Source organism: Acinetobacter sp. 742879, from assembly GCF_000588535.1.
In the GTDB taxonomy this organism is placed as follows: domain Bacteria; phylum Pseudomonadota; class Gammaproteobacteria; order Pseudomonadales; family Moraxellaceae; genus Acinetobacter; species Acinetobacter pittii.
Genome location: NZ_JFYC01000001.1, coordinates 382,107 through 399,407, shown reverse-complemented (window position 1 = coordinate 399,407; position 17,301 = coordinate 382,107). Strand labels below are relative to the sequence as shown.

General features: G+C 37.4%; 16 protein-coding genes and 1 pseudogene. 3 read left to right on the top strand and 14 right to left on the bottom strand.

The window, feature by feature from the left end:
• Nucleotides 1–127: 127 nt before the first annotated feature.
• The 5 genes from J690_RS06710 to J690_RS06690 form a co-directional block, all read right to left on the bottom strand.
• Nucleotides 128–484 (bottom strand): hypothetical protein, encoded by a 357-nt coding sequence (locus tag J690_RS06710; RefSeq protein WP_005076223.1) that lies wholly within the window; start codon nucleotides 482–484, stop codon nucleotides 128–130.
• A gap of 81 nt (nucleotides 485–565) precedes the next feature.
• A complete protein-coding gene (locus tag J690_RS06705; RefSeq protein ID WP_081405093.1) occupies nucleotides 566–1,498 on the bottom strand; it encodes a Dyp-type peroxidase in 933 nt (310 codons plus the stop codon).
• Nucleotides 1,499–1,641: 143 nt separating this feature from the next.
• Nucleotides 1,642–2,421: a glutathione S-transferase N-terminal domain-containing protein gene (locus tag J690_RS06700; RefSeq protein ID WP_032034915.1), complete on the bottom strand. Its 780-nt coding sequence runs from the start codon at nucleotides 2,419–2,421 to the stop codon at nucleotides 1,642–1,644.
• 24 nt (nucleotides 2,422–2,445) lie between these two features.
• Nucleotides 2,446–2,952 (bottom strand): ribonuclease E activity regulator RraA, encoded by a 507-nt coding sequence (rraA, locus tag J690_RS06695; RefSeq protein ID WP_032034912.1) that lies wholly within the window; start codon nucleotides 2,950–2,952, stop codon nucleotides 2,446–2,448.
• Between the two features lie 12 nt (nucleotides 2,953–2,964).
• A complete protein-coding gene (locus J690_RS06690) occupies nucleotides 2,965–3,630 on the bottom strand; it encodes an NAD(P)H-binding protein (protein ID WP_032034910.1) in 666 nt (221 codons plus the stop codon).
• 212 nt (nucleotides 3,631–3,842) lie between these two features.
• On the opposite strand from J690_RS06690, the gene rpsT reads away from it, so the two are divergent.
• The gene (rpsT, locus tag J690_RS06685) at nucleotides 3,843–4,109 is read left to right on the top strand and encodes a 30S ribosomal protein S20 (RefSeq protein WP_002117906.1); all 267 of its coding nucleotides are present in this window, start codon (nucleotides 3,843–3,845) and stop codon (nucleotides 4,107–4,109) included.
• Between the two features lie 57 nt (nucleotides 4,110–4,166).
• On the opposite strand, the gene J690_RS06680 is transcribed toward rpsT, so the two are convergent.
• Together J690_RS06680 and J690_RS06675 are read right to left on the bottom strand one after the other, a co-directional pair.
• Complete coding sequence (locus J690_RS06680) at nucleotides 4,167–4,901, bottom strand: histidine phosphatase family protein (protein ID WP_002117975.1); 735 nt, start codon at nucleotides 4,899–4,901, stop codon at nucleotides 4,167–4,169.
• A gap of 57 nt (nucleotides 4,902–4,958) precedes the next feature.
• Nucleotides 4,959–5,816, bottom strand: coding sequence for a 3'(2'),5'-bisphosphate nucleotidase CysQ family protein (locus J690_RS06675; protein ID WP_032034908.1), 858 nt, complete (start codon nucleotides 5,814–5,816; stop codon nucleotides 4,959–4,961).
• A gap of 294 nt (nucleotides 5,817–6,110) precedes the next feature.
• Here J690_RS06675 and J690_RS06670 point away from each other — a divergent pair, with 294 nt between their 5' ends.
• A complete protein-coding gene (locus tag J690_RS06670; protein WP_017399519.1) occupies nucleotides 6,111–6,479 on the top strand; it encodes a hypothetical protein in 369 nt (122 codons plus the stop codon).
• 59 nt (nucleotides 6,480–6,538) lie between these two features.
• Here J690_RS06670 and J690_RS06665 read toward each other — a convergent pair whose 3' ends face one another.
• The 7 genes from J690_RS06665 to J690_RS06635 form a co-directional block, all read right to left on the bottom strand.
• Entirely contained in the window at nucleotides 6,539–7,198 is a 660-nt protein-coding gene (locus tag J690_RS06665) for an SOS response-associated peptidase family protein (RefSeq protein WP_032034906.1), read from the bottom strand.
• 107 nt (nucleotides 7,199–7,305) lie between these two features.
• Nucleotides 7,306–9,039, bottom strand: a complete 1,734-nt coding sequence (locus J690_RS06660; RefSeq protein WP_032034904.1) for an ABC transporter ATP-binding protein — start codon at nucleotides 9,037–9,039, stop codon at nucleotides 7,306–7,308.
• A gap of 12 nt (nucleotides 9,040–9,051) precedes the next feature.
• Complete coding sequence (locus J690_RS06655; RefSeq protein ID WP_032034902.1) at nucleotides 9,052–10,194, bottom strand: ABC transporter permease; 1,143 nt, start codon at nucleotides 10,192–10,194, stop codon at nucleotides 9,052–9,054.
• A gap of 7 nt (nucleotides 10,195–10,201) precedes the next feature.
• On the bottom strand, nucleotides 10,202–11,140 hold the full coding sequence (locus J690_RS06650; RefSeq protein ID WP_000881922.1) for an ABC transporter permease: 939 nt from the start codon (nucleotides 11,138–11,140) through the stop codon (nucleotides 10,202–10,204).
• A 12-nt stretch (nucleotides 11,141–11,152) separates the two neighbouring features.
• Nucleotides 11,153–13,186 (bottom strand): M3 family metallopeptidase, encoded by a 2,034-nt coding sequence (locus J690_RS06645; RefSeq protein WP_081405081.1) that lies wholly within the window; start codon nucleotides 13,184–13,186, stop codon nucleotides 11,153–11,155.
• Complete coding sequence (locus J690_RS06640) at nucleotides 13,187–15,010, bottom strand: ABC transporter substrate-binding protein (RefSeq protein WP_081405080.1); 1,824 nt, start codon at nucleotides 15,008–15,010, stop codon at nucleotides 13,187–13,189.
• 15 nt (nucleotides 15,011–15,025) lie between these two features.
• A complete protein-coding gene (locus J690_RS06635; protein WP_081309145.1) occupies nucleotides 15,026–16,816 on the bottom strand; it encodes an ABC transporter substrate-binding protein in 1,791 nt (596 codons plus the stop codon).
• 131 nt (nucleotides 16,817–16,947) lie between these two features.
• Here J690_RS06635 and J690_RS24240 point away from each other — a divergent pair.
• Nucleotides 16,948–17,069: pseudogene (locus tag J690_RS24240) on the top strand (hypothetical protein).
• Nucleotides 17,070–17,301: the final 232 nt, after the last annotated feature.

The window sequence follows — 17,301 nt, the reverse complement described above, 5'->3', positions numbered from 1 at the left end:
GCTTTTATCAGCTAAGAAGATATGAGCTCAATAGTAGCATGATGTTTTTAGTGAAATGAGTTATTTTTTTGAAAATCAAACTACTAGTTGGCCCTACTTTTTATATTTTTTAATCAATCAACTATGATTATTTATCACGCAAAAACAAAACGTAATATTGATTTAAAATTTGTATAATCGCTTTGAGTTGAAGTAGCTTTTCTTGATTATTTTCCAATCTTGCAACATAGCGCTGTGTTGCGATTTCTAAATCAATCTTTTCATTAATTTGTGGCGTAATTTGAAATAACTTTTGAAGATTATCAAAATTCTGTAATTTACGGTTTGAGAAATATTCAAGATGCTCTGACCACTTCTGATTAATCACTACATCATTAATGATAGGCCCACGTTCAGAATCAAATTTTAATTGATTCTCTTGCAAGTAAAGTTGTTCTGGCGTTTCTTTTGAGCCTTGAAAAAGCTGCGTTATCTTTTTAAACATTTCATCACATCATATTTATTTCAATTTAAATAATGGAAGTAATCTAGTCACTCCCATCATTTGAGTCTTCTAAACTAACGACTATTCATCGCCTAAATCATCAAGAAAATCTACAGTCGGTACAAAAAATAAAGTACCTGTTTGAGCAGTACTAAAGTCAAGTAACCGATCCAGATTACCATGCTCGTTACCTAAAAACATGTTCTCAAGCATTTGTCGGGTTGTACTAAATTTACGCGAGTAGCCAATAAAGAATGTACCATATTCATTTCTAGAAGGATTTGAAAAAGGCATATTAGCTCGCATAATTTTAAGCTCATTGCCTTCTGCATCATGAGCTTTACTAACGACATTATGAGCAGTTAAAGGTTTTTCATCTTCGCCGAGCTCAACATCATTGAACTTTTTACGGCCAATCACTTTTTCTTGTTCTTCGTCAGTTAATGAACGCCATTTATCCATATCATGTGTATATTTCTGGATAAAAGCATAACTTCCCCCGATAAAGTCAGGGTCTTCATCGCCTACTAACGCCCACTGCGCTGCAATAACAGGTTCAGGGTTCTCTGTTCCATCTACAAAGCCAATAATTGCACGACCGTCAAAATAACGAAAACCATGAACCTCATCAATTGGATACGTTACTTTACCAAGCTGTTGATTAATTATATTGCCCAGCTCGTAACATAAAGTCTGACGATCAGCACGTATATGGAAAAATAAATCACCTGGAGTTGAGACAGCCGTGTATTTCGGACCTCTAATTTCTTGAAATGGCTCTAACTCTTGAGGCTTGGATTGCTCTGGAAATAATATATCCCATGCATTGGAGCTAAAACCTAAAGTAGCATTAAATTTACTATCTGGATAACGATTAAAGAGACTTCTGGTTAGTGCTGAAAAATTAGCAGCAAAATCTTTTACTTTTTCTATTACAGAATCACCTTGAGCTAGTCCCAATACAATAAATAATGCATTTTCACCAGGAGCACTCGTTACAGGTTGAATTCTCATACATTCCATAAAATATGCCTTTTTAGGTATTTAAGCTTATTAATTTAGCATACTCATATTTTTTTCATACAACCTGTTAAGAAATCTGATGTTAATAAGAGCTTAAGTAAAACGCCTTAAACTCTTACTCAGATTAAGCTTAATCAACGTCCATATTGCTTTTTTAAATACTTTACGATTTGAGCCGACTCAAACATCTTCACTCCCGTATTTGGGTCTACTAAGTATGGTACTTGCATTTTATCCTGCATAATCGGCAATAGCTTTTCTCTTTTTCCACCTTCTAAAGGTATATATTTACCTGGTTTTAAGCGAAGAATAGCAGGTCCCATATCTTGCCATCTTTCTTTTGCCACATTATGCAAAATATATGGAAGCTCAAGTTCAGAGAGTAGACTTCTTACAATTCGTGAATACGGACTTGCTTCAAAACTCCATAACTCAAGTTTTTGTTCAGGTGCAGCTCTATCAACAATTTTTTTATTTATCCAAACTCCACGGGCACCATTTAAGATAGTTCCTGCAAATGCAACATAAGGCATGTTTGGGTAACTCGAAAATTTCTGAGGTGTTTTCCCTGTTTTGCCATAGTGTTTAAATAAATGATGAATAATATCTTGTGATTCGTATAACTGATCGCCAGTATTTTCATCAATTAAAAATGGAAACTGTAATTTGCCGCCTTTTTCTTTTACAACTGAACGATACTTTGTTCCACCTTTAGGACATGGATAAATTTCTACGTCCAGATTCAAAAGTGTAATCACTTCACGAACACGACGGCAAAATGGTGAACCTTCAAATTCATATAGTTTCAAAGCTTTTACAGGTTGTTGGGGAAATGCTGTTCCTGAAACACCTCTACCACCTTCAGCAATTGCAGATACAACTGCTTGAAGTACTTTAATTTGATGAATCACCATCGTGCCTTCCTTTATATTAGAGAATTAGACTAATTTTTCTTTTGCTATCACAATCCCATTATTATCAGCATAGATAAAATCACCAGATTGAATTGTGACTCCACCAAAATACAAATTAATATCTACCTCACCAATGCCCTTACGATTACTTTTTTGCGGAATTGCAGCCAATGCATGTACTCCCAAATCTAAGGTCGCAAGTGCATCAACATCTCGTACACAACCGTAAATCACTACACCATTCCAGTTGTTTTTAACTGCTGACTCAGCAATCAAATCACCCATGAGTGCACAGCGCATAGATGCACCACCATCCACAACTAATACTTTACCTGTACCATCTGTTGCCAATAACTCTTTTACACGTGAGTTATCTTCAAAGCACTTTACTGTTACAACCTGTCCCCCAAAAGTTTTACGTGCTCCATAACTTTGAAAGAACTTGCCATCCATTGATGGGATTACAACCTGTAAGTTTTTTTCAGGATTATCATCTAATAAATCACATGTTACAAATGGTACTGTCGACACTTTAATACTCCCTTATCGAGTTTGTTGTATGCTCAGATTATCATATCGTTTAAAGGCTTCAATTTGCGTTAGCGCCGCTACGACCATCGTATGAGCCAATTGCTCGGCAGTTACTGGCTTATATTTGAATGGCTTTTGAAATTTATTCTCAATAAGCTTAAATAGACTCTGCCCTAAGTCTTCAATAAACCGTACATCGCTGCGTTTACCAATCAGTAAAGACGGTCTAAAAATTGATAGTTTTTCGAGCTCTAAACTCTCAATATAATCTTCTAACTGTCCTTTCACTTTATTATAGAAAATTGGAGAATTTGCATTTGCTCCAAGGGCACTCACTAGCAATAGATGAATATGTTTATCTTGTACTAAATCTGCTAAATGAGCATTGATTTCATAATCCACAGCGTAAAAAGCCTGTTTTGAGCCTGCCAATTTTAATGTTGTTCCAAGACAGCTAAATGCATGGGTATGGCCATTCACATCTTCATCATTGAGTAATAAAAAATCCTCTATAACGAGTTGAGTAACTTTTTTATATGTATTAAGTAGTTGTGATTCTTTTCTCACCACAACAGTAATCGCTTCAAATTCTGGTGTTTGCTCAAGCTGTTCGACAAGCGCTAAACCCACAAGTCCCGTAGCACCTATCACAATTGCTTTTTTAGTACTTATAGTCATTTTTTATCCAACCCTCTTTAAGTTTGTATCAAATTTAACCTTTTCTTACCGTTTTAGCAGCCCCTAAAACCGCTTAAAATGCTCGCAAGGCTTGACTTCACGGTGTTGATTCATCACAATATGGCACTTGTTTACGGGCTGGTGATGGTTACACCAGTTTACTGAATTGACCACAGCCCGCCCAGACCAACTTATTTTCAAGGAGTGCAAGAGTGGCAAACTCTGCTCAAGCTAAAAAACGTGCGCGTCAAAACGTTACAGCGCGTAAACACAACGCAAGCTTGCGTTCTATGGTTCGTACCTACATCAAACGTACTTTAAGTGCAATCGCTGGTGGTGATTATGCTGTTGCTACAGAAGCTTACAAAAAAGCTGTTCCTGTAATCGACCGCATGGCTGATAAAGGCATCATCCACAAAAATAAAGCTGCTCGTCATAAGAGCCGTTTAAATGCTCAAGTTAAAGCGTTAGCTAACTAATTTGAACATGTAAAAAAAGCCCAATAGGGCTTTTTTTATTATCTATCATTTTTGAGCTTATAGCACTTTATGAAATTTAGCTACATTCAGCTCATAGGCCTTTCCTCTCCAAATCCACTTTAATTTACAATTTGGAAACTCTTCACCTTCAAACCAGACAAATAATCCTTCCATCATTTCCGGCCAGTCTTCTTTCTTAATTTTATTCTCACCAGAAATTACAGCAACAATTGCTGCAATAATTGTGTCATGACTCACTGCTAAACTAAGACCGCCTTTAGTTTTTGGATGAGTCCGGTAAATAAGCTCTAGTACATCTAAAACCCCAGTAATGGGATGTTTCATACCAGGTAATGCATTATTTACAAAACTATTAATAAAACCTAAAGCACCCTGCTTTTTAAAATAAGGAGCAGCTTGTTGTATATCCAACACAAAGCTACCCGGTTCAACTAGTAGCCCTTGCTCAATAATTTCAATTGTATGAGTATTTGATTGAGGACTTACATCGTCAGCCCCCTCAATCATGAGCGCAGCTGTATCGACACAGCGTTGTATTGGACTTGAAATACAATGCTGAATAACACGATCTGTATTTTTAATTAAGTAATTACCCCATGCCTGCGCAAGCTCACGTCCTTGAGGAGTAAGTTGGAGATCATAACCAGCCAAGCCCTGCCCATCTACAAGTTCTCTTAAAGAATGGCGCGTAAATAAGGTTACAGGAGTTGAAGCATCGGGCAATAAATCAATTGCTTCAAACATACTTTTAGGCAATAAATCGAGTGCCATCTTTATCTTGTCATCTTTTTTCAATACTTTGTCACTATAACATGTCTGGCATAACTCTCAATCTATAACACCTGATTGGGCTAATGCTTCAAATGCTATTTTTTTGCTTTCCTGATCACGAAAAGCGATAAAGCCCTTATTTAAAACTGTGTTTCTTTGGTTATATTCAAAAGGTTTTCCATCCAAAGTAAGTAAACCACCGCCTATACTTTCTAAGAGACCTTGACCAGAACTGGTATCCCATTCAGAAGTAGGATGAAAGCGTGGGTAAATATCTATTTCACCTTCTAACATCATGCAAAACTTATAGGCACTTCCTGCTTCTCGTCGAATAATGCGATGTTCTTTTTCAATAGGTTGAATAAATTTTTGGTATTTTGGATTTTTACTACCGTGACTAAGTCCTATTTGTATAGGTGCATCTAGCGAAGTTGAACTAACCTGATATTGATACCATTGTTGTTGGCTAAAGCTATATTTAAAAGGTAAATCTTGCAGATATCCTAAGTACACAACTTGTTCACATGGCACAGCAATAACTGAGAAAACTGTTTCTTTGCCGTTGATCAAGCTTAGATTGATCGTAAATTCATCACGTTCATGTATAAATTCTTTGGTTCCATCGAGTGGATCTAACATCCAACAAGTAGACCATTCATGACGGGCACTATAATCACTTTCTTCAGACAATACAGGCAACTCTGGAGTAATCTCTGCAAGATGCTTTAATAAAAATCTATTTACCTTTAGATCTGCTTGGGTTACAGGTGAATCATCTTGCTTTTCATGAATAGTAAACTCATAACCCGCAGAATAGTTTTGATATTCTTCTAGTAAAATCTGACTCGCCTGTTCCAGAATAGGCAGAAGTTGATTAATTAAATTATCTTGTGGGCGTGTAGTTGTTATAAACATAAATATGCTCTACATAGTTTCACTTCTATTATAGGTGAATTATGAACAATTCTATATTCGCCAACAGTTTGATTTACTAAAATAGTAATTTATCTTAATCATTAGGCCGTTGCTTTCCGCTTATGCTATTTAGGTAATATAAATAATTTTAATATTTATAAAAGTCTTTATTCCGTACAAAAAACAATCTATAAGTTATGAAAAATAAACAACTTAAATCAGATTTATCCATTTCCTTTTCATGTATTTCTTGTTATGTTCAAGGACACAATAACAAGATGGAAGAAAGCGCACATGATGCTGTATGGATATCATTTCTCAACAATAGAACATAACTGGGAAGACCTTAAGCCCTTAAATGAGTTTCTACAAACATTTGCAGATGATGATGGTGATGTCTCAACACGAGATAAAGAATCACTCAAAGAAATCATAGCGAAATCTGATACAGCGCTGGCTCTCGCTAGAGAAATGGGTTGGGATGGTAGCTATACAGGCTGCCCTTATCTATTCTGGTTACCAAGTAAAAATAGCCAATCTTTTGAATATGGTTTTGTATTTAAACAGACCTCAGATAATACAACTTTTGTGATTTCACCGATTGAATTGAGCTATTTAGCTGAAGATTCCGAGGTACAAACATTAAGTAAAGATATTGAATAAGTGATATAGGTTATTGATTCAAATTTGACATCAATAACCTCATCTTAATTTTAGATAGATTAGTCAAACATGCTTAACTGAGGTGTAGGTTTTATAATTTTTTCTTTTGGGACATGAGAGCATTCAAACTCTTCAACTGGAAAACCTTCGATAAAGCTGGAAATATCTGGTGATTCTAAACTTAACCATTCATCTAGTCGGTCATGTGGAATCACAATAACTGATCGTTTAACATCACCCGGCTCATGAAAGTCTTTCATCATTGGATGGTCTATAGCGTCCATGGTCAACATGCTTGCAGAACGAATAATCGTTTCATTCATTTTGCAAATTTCATAGATTGCTGCAATAAAAAAAGCCTGTCCATCTTTACGGCGCACACCCCACCGCTCTGGCTTATCATTTATATACTTACTTTCATAAAATTCGGACACTGGAATCACACCGAATTTACATTTAAGTGCGGCTTCTTGAAAGCTGGGTTTTTGGAAAATAGTCTCATGACGGGCATTGTAGGTATGTTTTGCTATATTTGTATCTTCAGCCCATTTAGGAACCAATCCAAACATCACTTCACGCCACTCAAGCCCTTGTGGTGATTTAAATAATAGTGGCATTGTTCCTGCAGGATAAACCTCTTCGGCATAGCTAAAGCCGACCACAGGCAACTGAAGTTGCTGTAATTGGGCAAGCGTTAAAGGTTTAAAATTAGCGCACATAACAAGAATAAAATACTCTACATTTACTTCTTTTATTTTATAAGCATTTACCACATAAACCAAATAAAAAGGCACCCGAAAGTGCCCTTAACGACATAACTTTACGCTCATGAAACGTGTTGAATCCCTTGAGGAATCGCCTGTAATAGTCGTTTAGTATAATCATGTTGAGGATGTGCATAGAGTTCATCTGAATTGGCTATTTCTACAACCTCGCCATGATTCATGACCATGACCTGATCAGAGATATATTTCACAACCGATAAGTCATGTGAAATAAATATATAACTAAGCCCAAACTCATCTTGTAAATCTTGTAATAAGTTAAGTACTTGTGCCTGAACTGAAACATCTAGTGCAGAAACAGATTCATCACAAATCAAAATTTCAGGCTTCAGCGTTAAACAGCGTGCAATGGCAATACGTTGACGTTGACCACCTGAAAACTCATGCGGATATCGGTAGTAAGCCTGCTCAGGCAAATTGACTCGCTCAAGCAGTCCAAGGGCAATTTGTTTACGCTCTGCATCATCTTTACCAATGTTATGAATTTGCATAGGCTCTAATAAAATCTGTCCAATGGTAAAGCGTGGATTAAGAGACGCATAGGGATTTTGAAAGATGATCTGGATTTTCCGTTGATATTTAGCAAACTCTTTTTCAGTTAATGAAAGAATATCTTTACCTTCGATGAAAGCTTGCCCACCAGATGCTTGATGTAAGCGCATGAGTAATAGCCCAACAGTCGTTTTACCTGATCCAGACTCTCCGACTAAACCCAAAGTTTTACCCTTAGCCAGCTTAAAAGAAACACCTTTTACGGCCTGAAACTCTTCTTTGCCAAATAGACCTTTACGGCTATAAAAGCTTTTTTTCAGGTCTTTTACCTCTAAGATGATTTGCTCATCACCATTTAAGCCACGTTTGCGCTCGGGAATTTCTAAAGCATCAAAACTTTGTTCGACCAATACATCGTCTTCTTGACGCATAAAATCGCTCGTTACAGGCAAACGATAAGGTCTTTGTGACATTTGCGGGCGGCAATATAACAAAGCTCTCGTATATACATCTTTAGGCTGTTCAAGGACCTCTTCAGCAGCACCTTGCTCTCTAATCTCGCCATGACGCATTACAATGACTTTATCTGCAATTTCACCGACCAATGCTAAATCGTGGGTAATAAAAAGCATCGACATTTGACGGCGCTTACGCAATGACTCGAGTAAATCAATAATTTGCTTTTGGATCGTGACATCAAGGGCCGTAGTCGGTTCATCAGCAATGAGCAGTTTAGGCTCACACGCAATCGCCATAGCAATCATGACACGTTGTTGTTGACCACCCGAAAGTTGATTTGGATAGGCATCAATTTTAGTTTCAGGTGAAGGAATACCTACTTCTTTAAGCAACTCTAGAACGCGTTGTCGAGCCTGTTTACGGCTCAACCCCATGTGCAAACACAACACTTCTGCAATTTGATTGCCAACCGTAAAAACTGGATTTAATGATGACATCGGCTCCTGAAAAATCATGGCTATGTCTTTACCACAGATTTTGCGCATATCTTTACGAGATAAGCTGAGCAAATCTTTACCTTCAAATATAATTTTACTTTGCTCATCAATTTTACTTTGACCTACAGGCAGTAATCCCATAGTTGCCAAAGAAGTAACCGATTTACCACTACCCGACTCACCCACTAAAGCAACCGTAGTATTTGCAGGAATATCAAAAGTAATTCCTTTAACGGTTTCAATATATTGCTTATCTTCACCTTTAAAACTTACTCGTAAATTTTGAACATGCAGTAACGGCGCATTCTTATTTTCTTGTTCTAACATTTGACCTTCCTCTTATTTTAGCTTTGGATCTAACGCATCACGAAGTGCGTCAGTAAACATTGAAAATGCCGTAACCAAAACAGCCATTGCGACAGAGGCTGCGACAAGCTGCCACCACTTACCTAAAAGAAGTTCACTTTGTGCTTCATTTAACATGCTTCCCCAAGACACTACGCCTACAGGCACACCAAAGCCCAAGAAACTCAAAATAACTTCAGATTTAATAAAAGAAACCACTAAAATTGACATTTGGACCAAAGCGATATGGCTGACATTTGGGAAAATATGAATGAACATACGGCGGAAGTGACCAACACCAATTGCTTTGGCAGCAAGAACGTATTCACGTGCAGTGTGTTTCATATATTCTGCACGAATTAATCGATAAACACCCGTCCAGCCCGTTAAACCTAAAATCAGAACAATAGACAAAATACCTTTTTGTTGAAGTACTGCAGCAATCGCGAGAACTAATAACAAATATGGAATTGAGGTAAAAATGTTATAAAACCAGTTGAGAATATCATCAACCCAACCACCGAAATATCCAGAAATTGCGCCTAAAAGTGTACCAATTCCTACTGCAAGTAAAGCCGATATCACCCCAACAATAATTGAAGTTTCAGCACCTTTAATAGTTTTCTTTAAAACGTCCTGTCCCCATTTATCAGCTCCAAACACAAGGGTACTTTTCAGTTCTGCTTGCTGATCAAGTAAATGTCCTCCAAGTTGCTGATCGATCGCTTTCATATCATCGGCTAATGGGTCAACTACACCATAATAATCAATTGCGCTTCCAGAGCTCTTTTCTTGTTTAATTTCAGCCTTAAGCTTGTTAATCACATCTTTTAAAGGATCAACTGGATTTTCTGGTAATTCCTCCTCAATTGCTGCTGAATTTTTCCCTGCATCTGTTGTCTTATCTGCGCCTATAAATGTAGGTGGTGCATAACTTACTGCAACCTCTTTATTCCAGTCAGATGCAATCACGCCCGTCATTGATAGAACCAAGATAATAAAATAAAGCAATACAATCACTAGCGATGACATTGCGATCTTGTCGGCCCGAAGACGACGCATGGCAAGTTTCCACAGGCCAGATGAATGAGCTTCGGCTTTTGTTTGTTGTTTTCTTTTTGATAAAACGCTCAGCATAGCCCACCTACTTCAACTGTACACGTGGATCAACCACTTTGTAGACCAAATCGGCAATCAGGTTAAAAATCATGGTTGCAGCTGCGATGTAAACTGTAATTGCTTTAATGACAGGAAAATCACTTCGCTCAACTGCAATAATGACCTCTCTACCAATCCCGGGAATACCAAAAAAACGCTCAATTAAAAATGCGCCTATGAGCAATGCAGGTAAAGTTGACATCACATCGGTAATAATAGGAATTGAAGCGTTCCGCAGTACATGTACACCTAAAATTCGGCTTTCACCTACACCTTTAGCACGTGCTGTTCGAACATAGTCCTGATTAATTTCATCAAGCACAAAGCTACGATATAAACGTAAAGTCGGCGCAATACTCACCACCAACATGATTAAAATTGGTAGTAAGGCAAACTTAAATAAATTATCAGTAAAGGTGTCGCTCCAGCCTTGTACAGGAAACCAACTTAGTTGATAAGCCAGAACATATTGAAAAACGATGATGTAAACTAAGATGCTGATCGACATGCCAATAGTACATAGCATCATGACCATACGGTCGGTTAAAGAACCACGTACCGCGGCAACAGCCAATGCCAAAATAATTGAAATAACCGTCTGTAAAATAGTCAGTGGAATTAAAAGCGTGAGCGAGGGCCCTAATCGAGTTAAAATAATTTGAGAAACAGGTTCGCCAGTACTCCAACTTGCACCATAGTCAAAAGTCAGTATTTGTTTAATGAAAATCCAGAGCTGAACGTAATAAGGCTGATCTACACCTAGCTGCTTACGAATGTTTTCGATCTGCTCAGGATTAGACATCTTGCCTGCTAAAATATAGGCAGGATCTCCACCTACCCAGTTAAAAAGAATAAAAATAAGTAAGACTACCCCCAACATCGTTGGAATCATCTGCCATAACCGCCGAATAACATATGCCAGCATAGTGATAATTCCTTATTTAACCCGTTGTCCGGTAATTTCGTTAAAGAATGCTTTATTGTCAGGATCACGGCCAAGGAAATCTTTAACTAATTCAGCTGCTGGTTTTTGGCTACCTTGCGATAAGATCGTTTGACGGTAACGTTGCCCTACTTGCGGGTTATTAAGGTTGTCCCCATAAGCAGAAAGCATGTCTAAAGCTAAAACCTCAGACCACATATAGCCATAATAACCTGCTTGATAACCACCCATTAAATGCCCAAACTGCCCAGGAAATTCTGTTGTTGGTACATATCCCAAGGCTGTAGCTGCTTCCATTTTTTGCCAATTTTCTAAAGGTTTTACTTTTAATGCATCGGCGGTATGCAACGACATATCGTACTGTGCATAAAGAGTCTGACGTGCATAACGCAAACCACGACCATAGTTATGCACAGCTTTTAAACGGGCAATTAGTTCGTCATCAACACGTGGACATGCTGGATCACAGTAATCAGCCACTTTAGATAAAGTCTCTTTACGGCGTGCCCACTCTTCATACATTTGAGATGGTGCTTCTACAAAATCACGTTCTACGGATGTTCCAGACTGACTGGCATAACGTGTATTTGACAAAATGCCGTGTAAAGCATGACCAAACTCATGGACAAAAGTTTCAAGCTCATCGCTATTTAGCCCTTTACGATTAAAGTTCGTGACTAAGGCTGAAACTGGTAAGCGGTTTGTTAATGTGCTACCACCATATACTCCCCAAACGGCGGCATGGCCATACTTCCCTTCACGAGGGAATTTATCCATATATAAGCCACCAAGGAGTTTTCCTGTTTTTTTGTCAACCACATCGTAATATTCAACTTCATCCTGCCATGCTTTAACTTTGACAGGTTTAAAATCAATACCATAAAGGTCAGATGAAATGGCAAACAACCATTTTTGAGCAGCTAAAGTTGGGAAATAATCACGAAGTTTTTCCTGATCAATCTGATATTTGCTCTTACGAAGTTTTTCACTCCAGTAAGCTTCACTCCAACGTGTAATCTCGGTTTTTTCTAATGGCGTTTTTAAAGTTTGTGCTTTAAATGCACGGAGTTCTTCTACTTCTTTACGTTCAAGTGGTGCTACTGTTTTTTGGACTTCTGCTAAAAATTGATTTACAGCCTCAGGCGTTTTAGCCATACGGTCTTTTAAAACCCAATCTGCATAACTTGCTTTTCCAAATAACTGCGCAAGCTCATAACGCAAATCAATTGCCTGTTTGAGTAGTTTTAAATTTTGCTCAGTACCACGTCGAGTAAAGGCAATTTGATATCTTTTTCGAGCATCATCATTATCTGCCAACTCCATAAAAGGACGATACTCTGGATATTCAAAACCTAATAAATAGTTGCCTTTAGCATTTTTCTTTAATGCTGAAATATAACTTTGAGGTAAGCCTTTCATCTCTTCAGGAGTAAACTCAAGTTTCTCCGGATTATCGCGGACATTACGCGCATATTCTTGTTCGAGTTTGGTCAACTCATCCAGAATAGCTTTCATTCGTGCACGCTTTACTGGCTCAAGTTGAACACCTGTGTCTTCAAACTGATCTAAGATATCTTGACGGTATTTTTGATCTATCGGATCATTAGCTTTGGTATTCTTAATGACGTTATATAATTTTGAATTTTGGAATATATCAGTATGAAACTGATTAATTTTGATTTCACAGTCTTCTGCTGCCTTACGTAACTTTGCATCTGGGTCTACGTTACTATATAGACTTATAGGACCTGAGAAATCTTCAAAATGCGCAAAAACTTTATCCCATTTTGCCAATATAGGTGCCGCTGCTGCATTATCTTTAACAGGTGTTTTTTCAAAATTTGAAATCTCTTTCTGAATCTTTTTTAAATTCGCATCACACCATGCTGGAAGTTGTTGTGCTTTAAGTAATGGCAAAGTAGGACGTGTTGTCTCTGCCATTGCAAACTGACTTACACCTATGGTCAACATACATAAAGTTGTCATTTTCAGTGCATTATTTTTCATCGTATCTCCAATTTTTTTCATTTAATGATTAGATTTAGTATTTGTATCAATATCAAAATACATCCACTCTGCATGTAAAATTGGATGCTTCTTATATCCAATGATTTTTGGTTGAGCCAGCATATTCCGGTAGCGTGCATATGAGATTTGAACAGGCATATAAACTTCTAACAACCGTGTCATTTTTCGATAAAGTGCATCTCTCTCAGGACCTGCTTGCATTTGTTGCGTTTGGCGATACAACTGATCAAACTCTGGTGTAGAACCACAAGACCAGTTCGTCATATGTGTATTAGGTCCATAAAAATTCTGCATAAAATTATCCCCATCTGGATAATCGGCTATCCATGCAGAAGACCCGAACATCCCGTCGCATTGTTTTTGCGCACGAATAAGATCTGCAAAAAGCATGGGTTTAAAGACCATACGGATATTCAAACTATCAAAATTTTTCTTCCAGAGTTCAGCGCTTTGCTGCCCAATACTGTCACTACGCGCCATATATTCAATGACCAGAGGTTTCCCATCTGGTTGTGTACGCCAACCTGAGGCATCTTTTTTATAGTGATATCGATCTAATAGTAAATTTGCTGCTTTCACAGAATATGGGGTACTGGTTCTGTATTGAGGGTCATTACCCACTACACCTGGTGGAATTGGAAAATGTAGACGCTGTGCATCATCATTTCTTACTAGTTTAATTTCTTGATCTATCGAACGAGACATCGCAATTGCACGGCGTAAAGCAATTTTTTCTTTACTCATTCCCCCAACAACTGGATTTTTAAGATTCCAATAAATATAGCTAATTTCGGGGTCAACAATGCGAGATAACTGCACACCTTCTTTAGCAAGTTCAGGCCTTAACTTGCCGTCTTTAACCGCTTTTGCGACCAGCTGGCCTTCAAGCTGAAATATATCAATCTCACCACGCTGAAATGCTAGCCACCGCGATTGGTTTTCTTCCATCACCTGAATATCAATTGTGCCGATTTGGGGCATTTTTTTACCTTTAAGTCGCTTCACAATTGCCTGATCTTCAGGACTGCTGGCAGTAAAGTTCCAAGTAAAGCCGCGATAATCAGGATTCGCTTTTAAAACAATGCGCGATGCTGGTACCCACTTGCTCAGCACATAAGGACCTGTACCTACAGGGTGGCCCATTACATAACCGGCTTTGTCTTTATACTTTTCGATAACTTCACGTGCCACAGCACCTGTCGGGTCATGGGCCAGTAATAACGGAAAGTTATGGTCTGGTTTAACTAAACGAATCACCAAAGTGTATTTATCAGGTGTTTGTAAACCACTTACCTTTTGGTCATAGTTAAATTTTCCGGATTTATTAGCTGCTTTGACTAAAGCATCCATACCTTCAATTTTGTCTTCTAATAGCCAGCTATTTGGAGAGCGCAGATTCGGGTCCAACAAACGCTTAAAAGAGTACGCATAATCATTGGCTGTTAATTCTCTAGGTTTGCCTTTAAAAACAGGGTCTGGCGTAAAATAAATTCCCTTTTTAATGCGAATGGTATAGGTCAAACCATCAGCACTGACTTCTGGCATAGCGGTTGCTATTTGCGGAATAAGTTTTGCCGGCCTTGCTAAATAATCATAGGTATATAGAGTTTCAAATATCGATGTGGTTACATGCGCCGAATATAAATCATGGATATAAGCCGGATCAAAACCTGTCTCAGCTGTTGGAAATACATAACGTAAAACTTTATTCGGATCGGCTGGGCTTTTCGCAAAAATACTTGTAGATCCCGTTAAGGCCATACTAGCGAATAGCAAGCTGATACTACAATGCTTGAGCTTTTGTTTTAAATTTTCAGTCATCATGATCTTTATCTAAAATTATTTTTTAATAGGAGTAATATCAAGATATTGCCAGTTTGTATTCATCATAGGATGGGGTTTAAAACCCTGAACTTGTGGCCGTACTAACCAGTTACGAATACGGGTTACATGAACAATCCATGGGTTATCAGCTTCAATCTGGCGATTGAGCTTTTCATAATATGGTAGGCGTTGTTGCGGTGGTAAATGAATGGCCTGAGTATAAAGAGCATCATATGTTTTAGACTGATAACAAGCATGGTTTCCCTGTCCAGCATTTGGTCCATAAAGCAACTGTGCAAAATTATCTCCTTCAGGATAGTCAGCAATCCATGCCCCACTCCAAATCATATATTTACATTGAGTTGCGGCTTTTAAGTTATCTGCAAAATTACTTACCTTAAAGTCAGCTCGAATGCCAATTGCATCTAAATTCTTTTTCCAGAGTTCTGAGTGGATAACTGATGCTGAGCTATTTTCTGTATTGATTTTTAAAATTAAAGGTTTCCCGTTTGGCTGGGTTCTATAACCATCAGCACCTTTTTTATAACCATAATAATCAAGTAATTTATTTGCTAGCAGCGGGTTGTACGCTACGCTACTTTTATACTTTGGATTATAACCATTCACACCTTCAGGTATAAACATTTCAGCCCGAACAGCTTGCCCTTTATAAGCCTGTTTTATACTTTCTTTTTGGTTATAAGACAAAGTAATTGCTCTACGCAGAGCTATCTTTTCTGGACTAAAACCTCCAATCACCGGATCACGCATGTTCATCATCGTATAGGTAATCTCAGGATCTTTATTTGGATAATGTTTAATTCCTCTTTTCTTGAAAGAGGCTTTAAGTTGATTTCCATCTAAAGCTTGAGGAACAGCATCTGCTGTAAGTTTGTCAAAATCTAATTGTCCCGACTGAAAAGCTAACCATCTTGACTGTTGTTCTTCAATAATACTGACCACCACCTTTCCAATTTGTGGCATTTTCTTTCCAGACATTTCCTTAACAAGCTGATTATCCCAAGGTGTTCCTGTCGACTTAAAGTTCCAGACGAAACCACGATAATCAGGATTGGCAACTAACTCGACCTTACTTCTTGGTACATATTTACTTAACATGTAAGGGCCTGTACCTACGGGATGCATACCAATACGGTCGCCGTAATAATCAACAACCTCTTTAGCAACTCCACCAAAGGTAATATAGGCAAGAATATAAGGAAAATTATAGTCTTGGCGAGTTAAGGTAAATTGTAAAGTATACCGATCAAGCGCTTTAACTCCTGCAATTGGAGCAGCATAATCAAATTTTCCAGTTTTCTTTGCTTGAGCTACAACCGTATCGGCACCTAGTAACTTACCATCAATGAATGAAACAGACGGTGCTCTATTTTTAGGATCTAGAATCCGTTTAATTGTATAGACGTAGTCTTCGGCTACTAGTTCACGGCGTTTACCTTTAAAAGCGGGATCATTGGTAAAATAGATACCTGGCTTAATTTTAAAAGTATAAACTTTACCGTCTTGTTCCACTTTAGGCAGGCTCTCTACTGTATAGGGAGCTAGCTGTAATGGGCGTGCCAGATAGTCATATTTAAGTAAAGGCTCAAAAATTGCCTCAGCAATATTAGCACTATAGAAATTGGTGGTTTTAACCATATCGAAGCCATCATCTGGAGCTTCATAGGCAACATGCAAAATTTTATTTGGTTGCGCTGGCGTAATTGCGTAAGCACAAGGAACAGATGTAATAGCCAGACTTAAAATGGCGAGCTTAAAAAATTTTAATTTCAAGTTCATACCCACGTAATTAGTTTTTTAAAAGATATTATCCTTTTGAGTAACATCTAAATCTGCATAAGAAAAGTTCTTTTTCAACAGATAAGCCTATTTAGGTTTAATTCTTTACTTTTCTATGAGCATTTTTATTTGAACAAATGGAAAAACAAAGTCAAAAACCCAATCTTTTGTAACTACTGAAAATAAAGCGAATTTCATGCCATTTATTAATATTCATCACAAAATAATTAATAATATTAGAAATTCATATTTTTATTAGGTACTTAAAATGGTTTGAACTATATAAATAAAAGTAACTTTTTGCCAAATATTATATTTGCATATGTTAATCATCCAATACCTTAAATGCACAAATAAAATACATTAATGAAACATTATGATTCATATTGAGACAAGCCAAATTAACAAATAATTATAAAATAAACAATTGATTTAAAATAAAAAATACAACAAATCCCAGCATTACAAATAGTATAACATTACATATAAAA

Bases quoted from the DNA above. Each gene is read 5' to 3' on its own strand.
- J690_RS06710 (WP_005076223.1), bottom strand. From the start codon at position 484: ATGTTTAAAAAGATAACGCAGCTTTTTCAAGGCTCAAAAGAAACGCCA.
- J690_RS06705 (WP_081405093.1), bottom strand. From the start codon at position 1,498: ATGAGAATTCAACCTGTAACGAGTGCTCCTGGTGAAAATGCATTATTT.
- J690_RS06700 (WP_032034915.1), bottom strand. From the start codon at position 2,421: ATGGTGATTCATCAAATTAAAGTACTTCAAGCAGTTGTATCTGCAATT.
- J690_RS06690 (WP_032034910.1), bottom strand. From the start codon at position 3,630: ATGACTATAAGTACTAAAAAAGCAATTGTGATAGGTGCTACGGGACTT.
- J690_RS06680 (WP_002117975.1), bottom strand. From the start codon at position 4,901: ATGGCACTCGATTTATTGCCTAAAAGTATGTTTGAAGCAATTGATTTA.
- J690_RS06675 (WP_032034908.1), bottom strand. From the start codon at position 5,816: ATGTTTATAACAACTACACGCCCACAAGATAATTTAATTAATCAACTT.
- J690_RS06670 (WP_017399519.1), top strand. From the start codon at position 6,111: ATGATGCTGTATGGATATCATTTCTCAACAATAGAACATAACTGGGAA.
- J690_RS06665 (WP_032034906.1), bottom strand. From the start codon at position 7,198: ATGTGCGCTAATTTTAAACCTTTAACGCTTGCCCAATTACAGCAACTT.
- J690_RS06660 (WP_032034904.1), bottom strand. From the start codon at position 9,039: ATGTTAGAACAAGAAAATAAGAATGCGCCGTTACTGCATGTTCAAAAT.
- J690_RS06655 (WP_032034902.1), bottom strand. From the start codon at position 10,194: ATGCTGAGCGTTTTATCAAAAAGAAAACAACAAACAAAAGCCGAAGCT.
- J690_RS06650 (WP_000881922.1), bottom strand. From the start codon at position 11,140: ATGCTGGCATATGTTATTCGGCGGTTATGGCAGATGATTCCAACGATG.
- J690_RS06645 (WP_081405081.1), bottom strand. From the start codon at position 13,186: ATGAAAAAAATTGGAGATACGATGAAAAATAATGCACTGAAAATGACA.
- J690_RS06640 (WP_081405080.1), bottom strand. From the start codon at position 15,010: ATGATGACTGAAAATTTAAAACAAAAGCTCAAGCATTGTAGTATCAGC.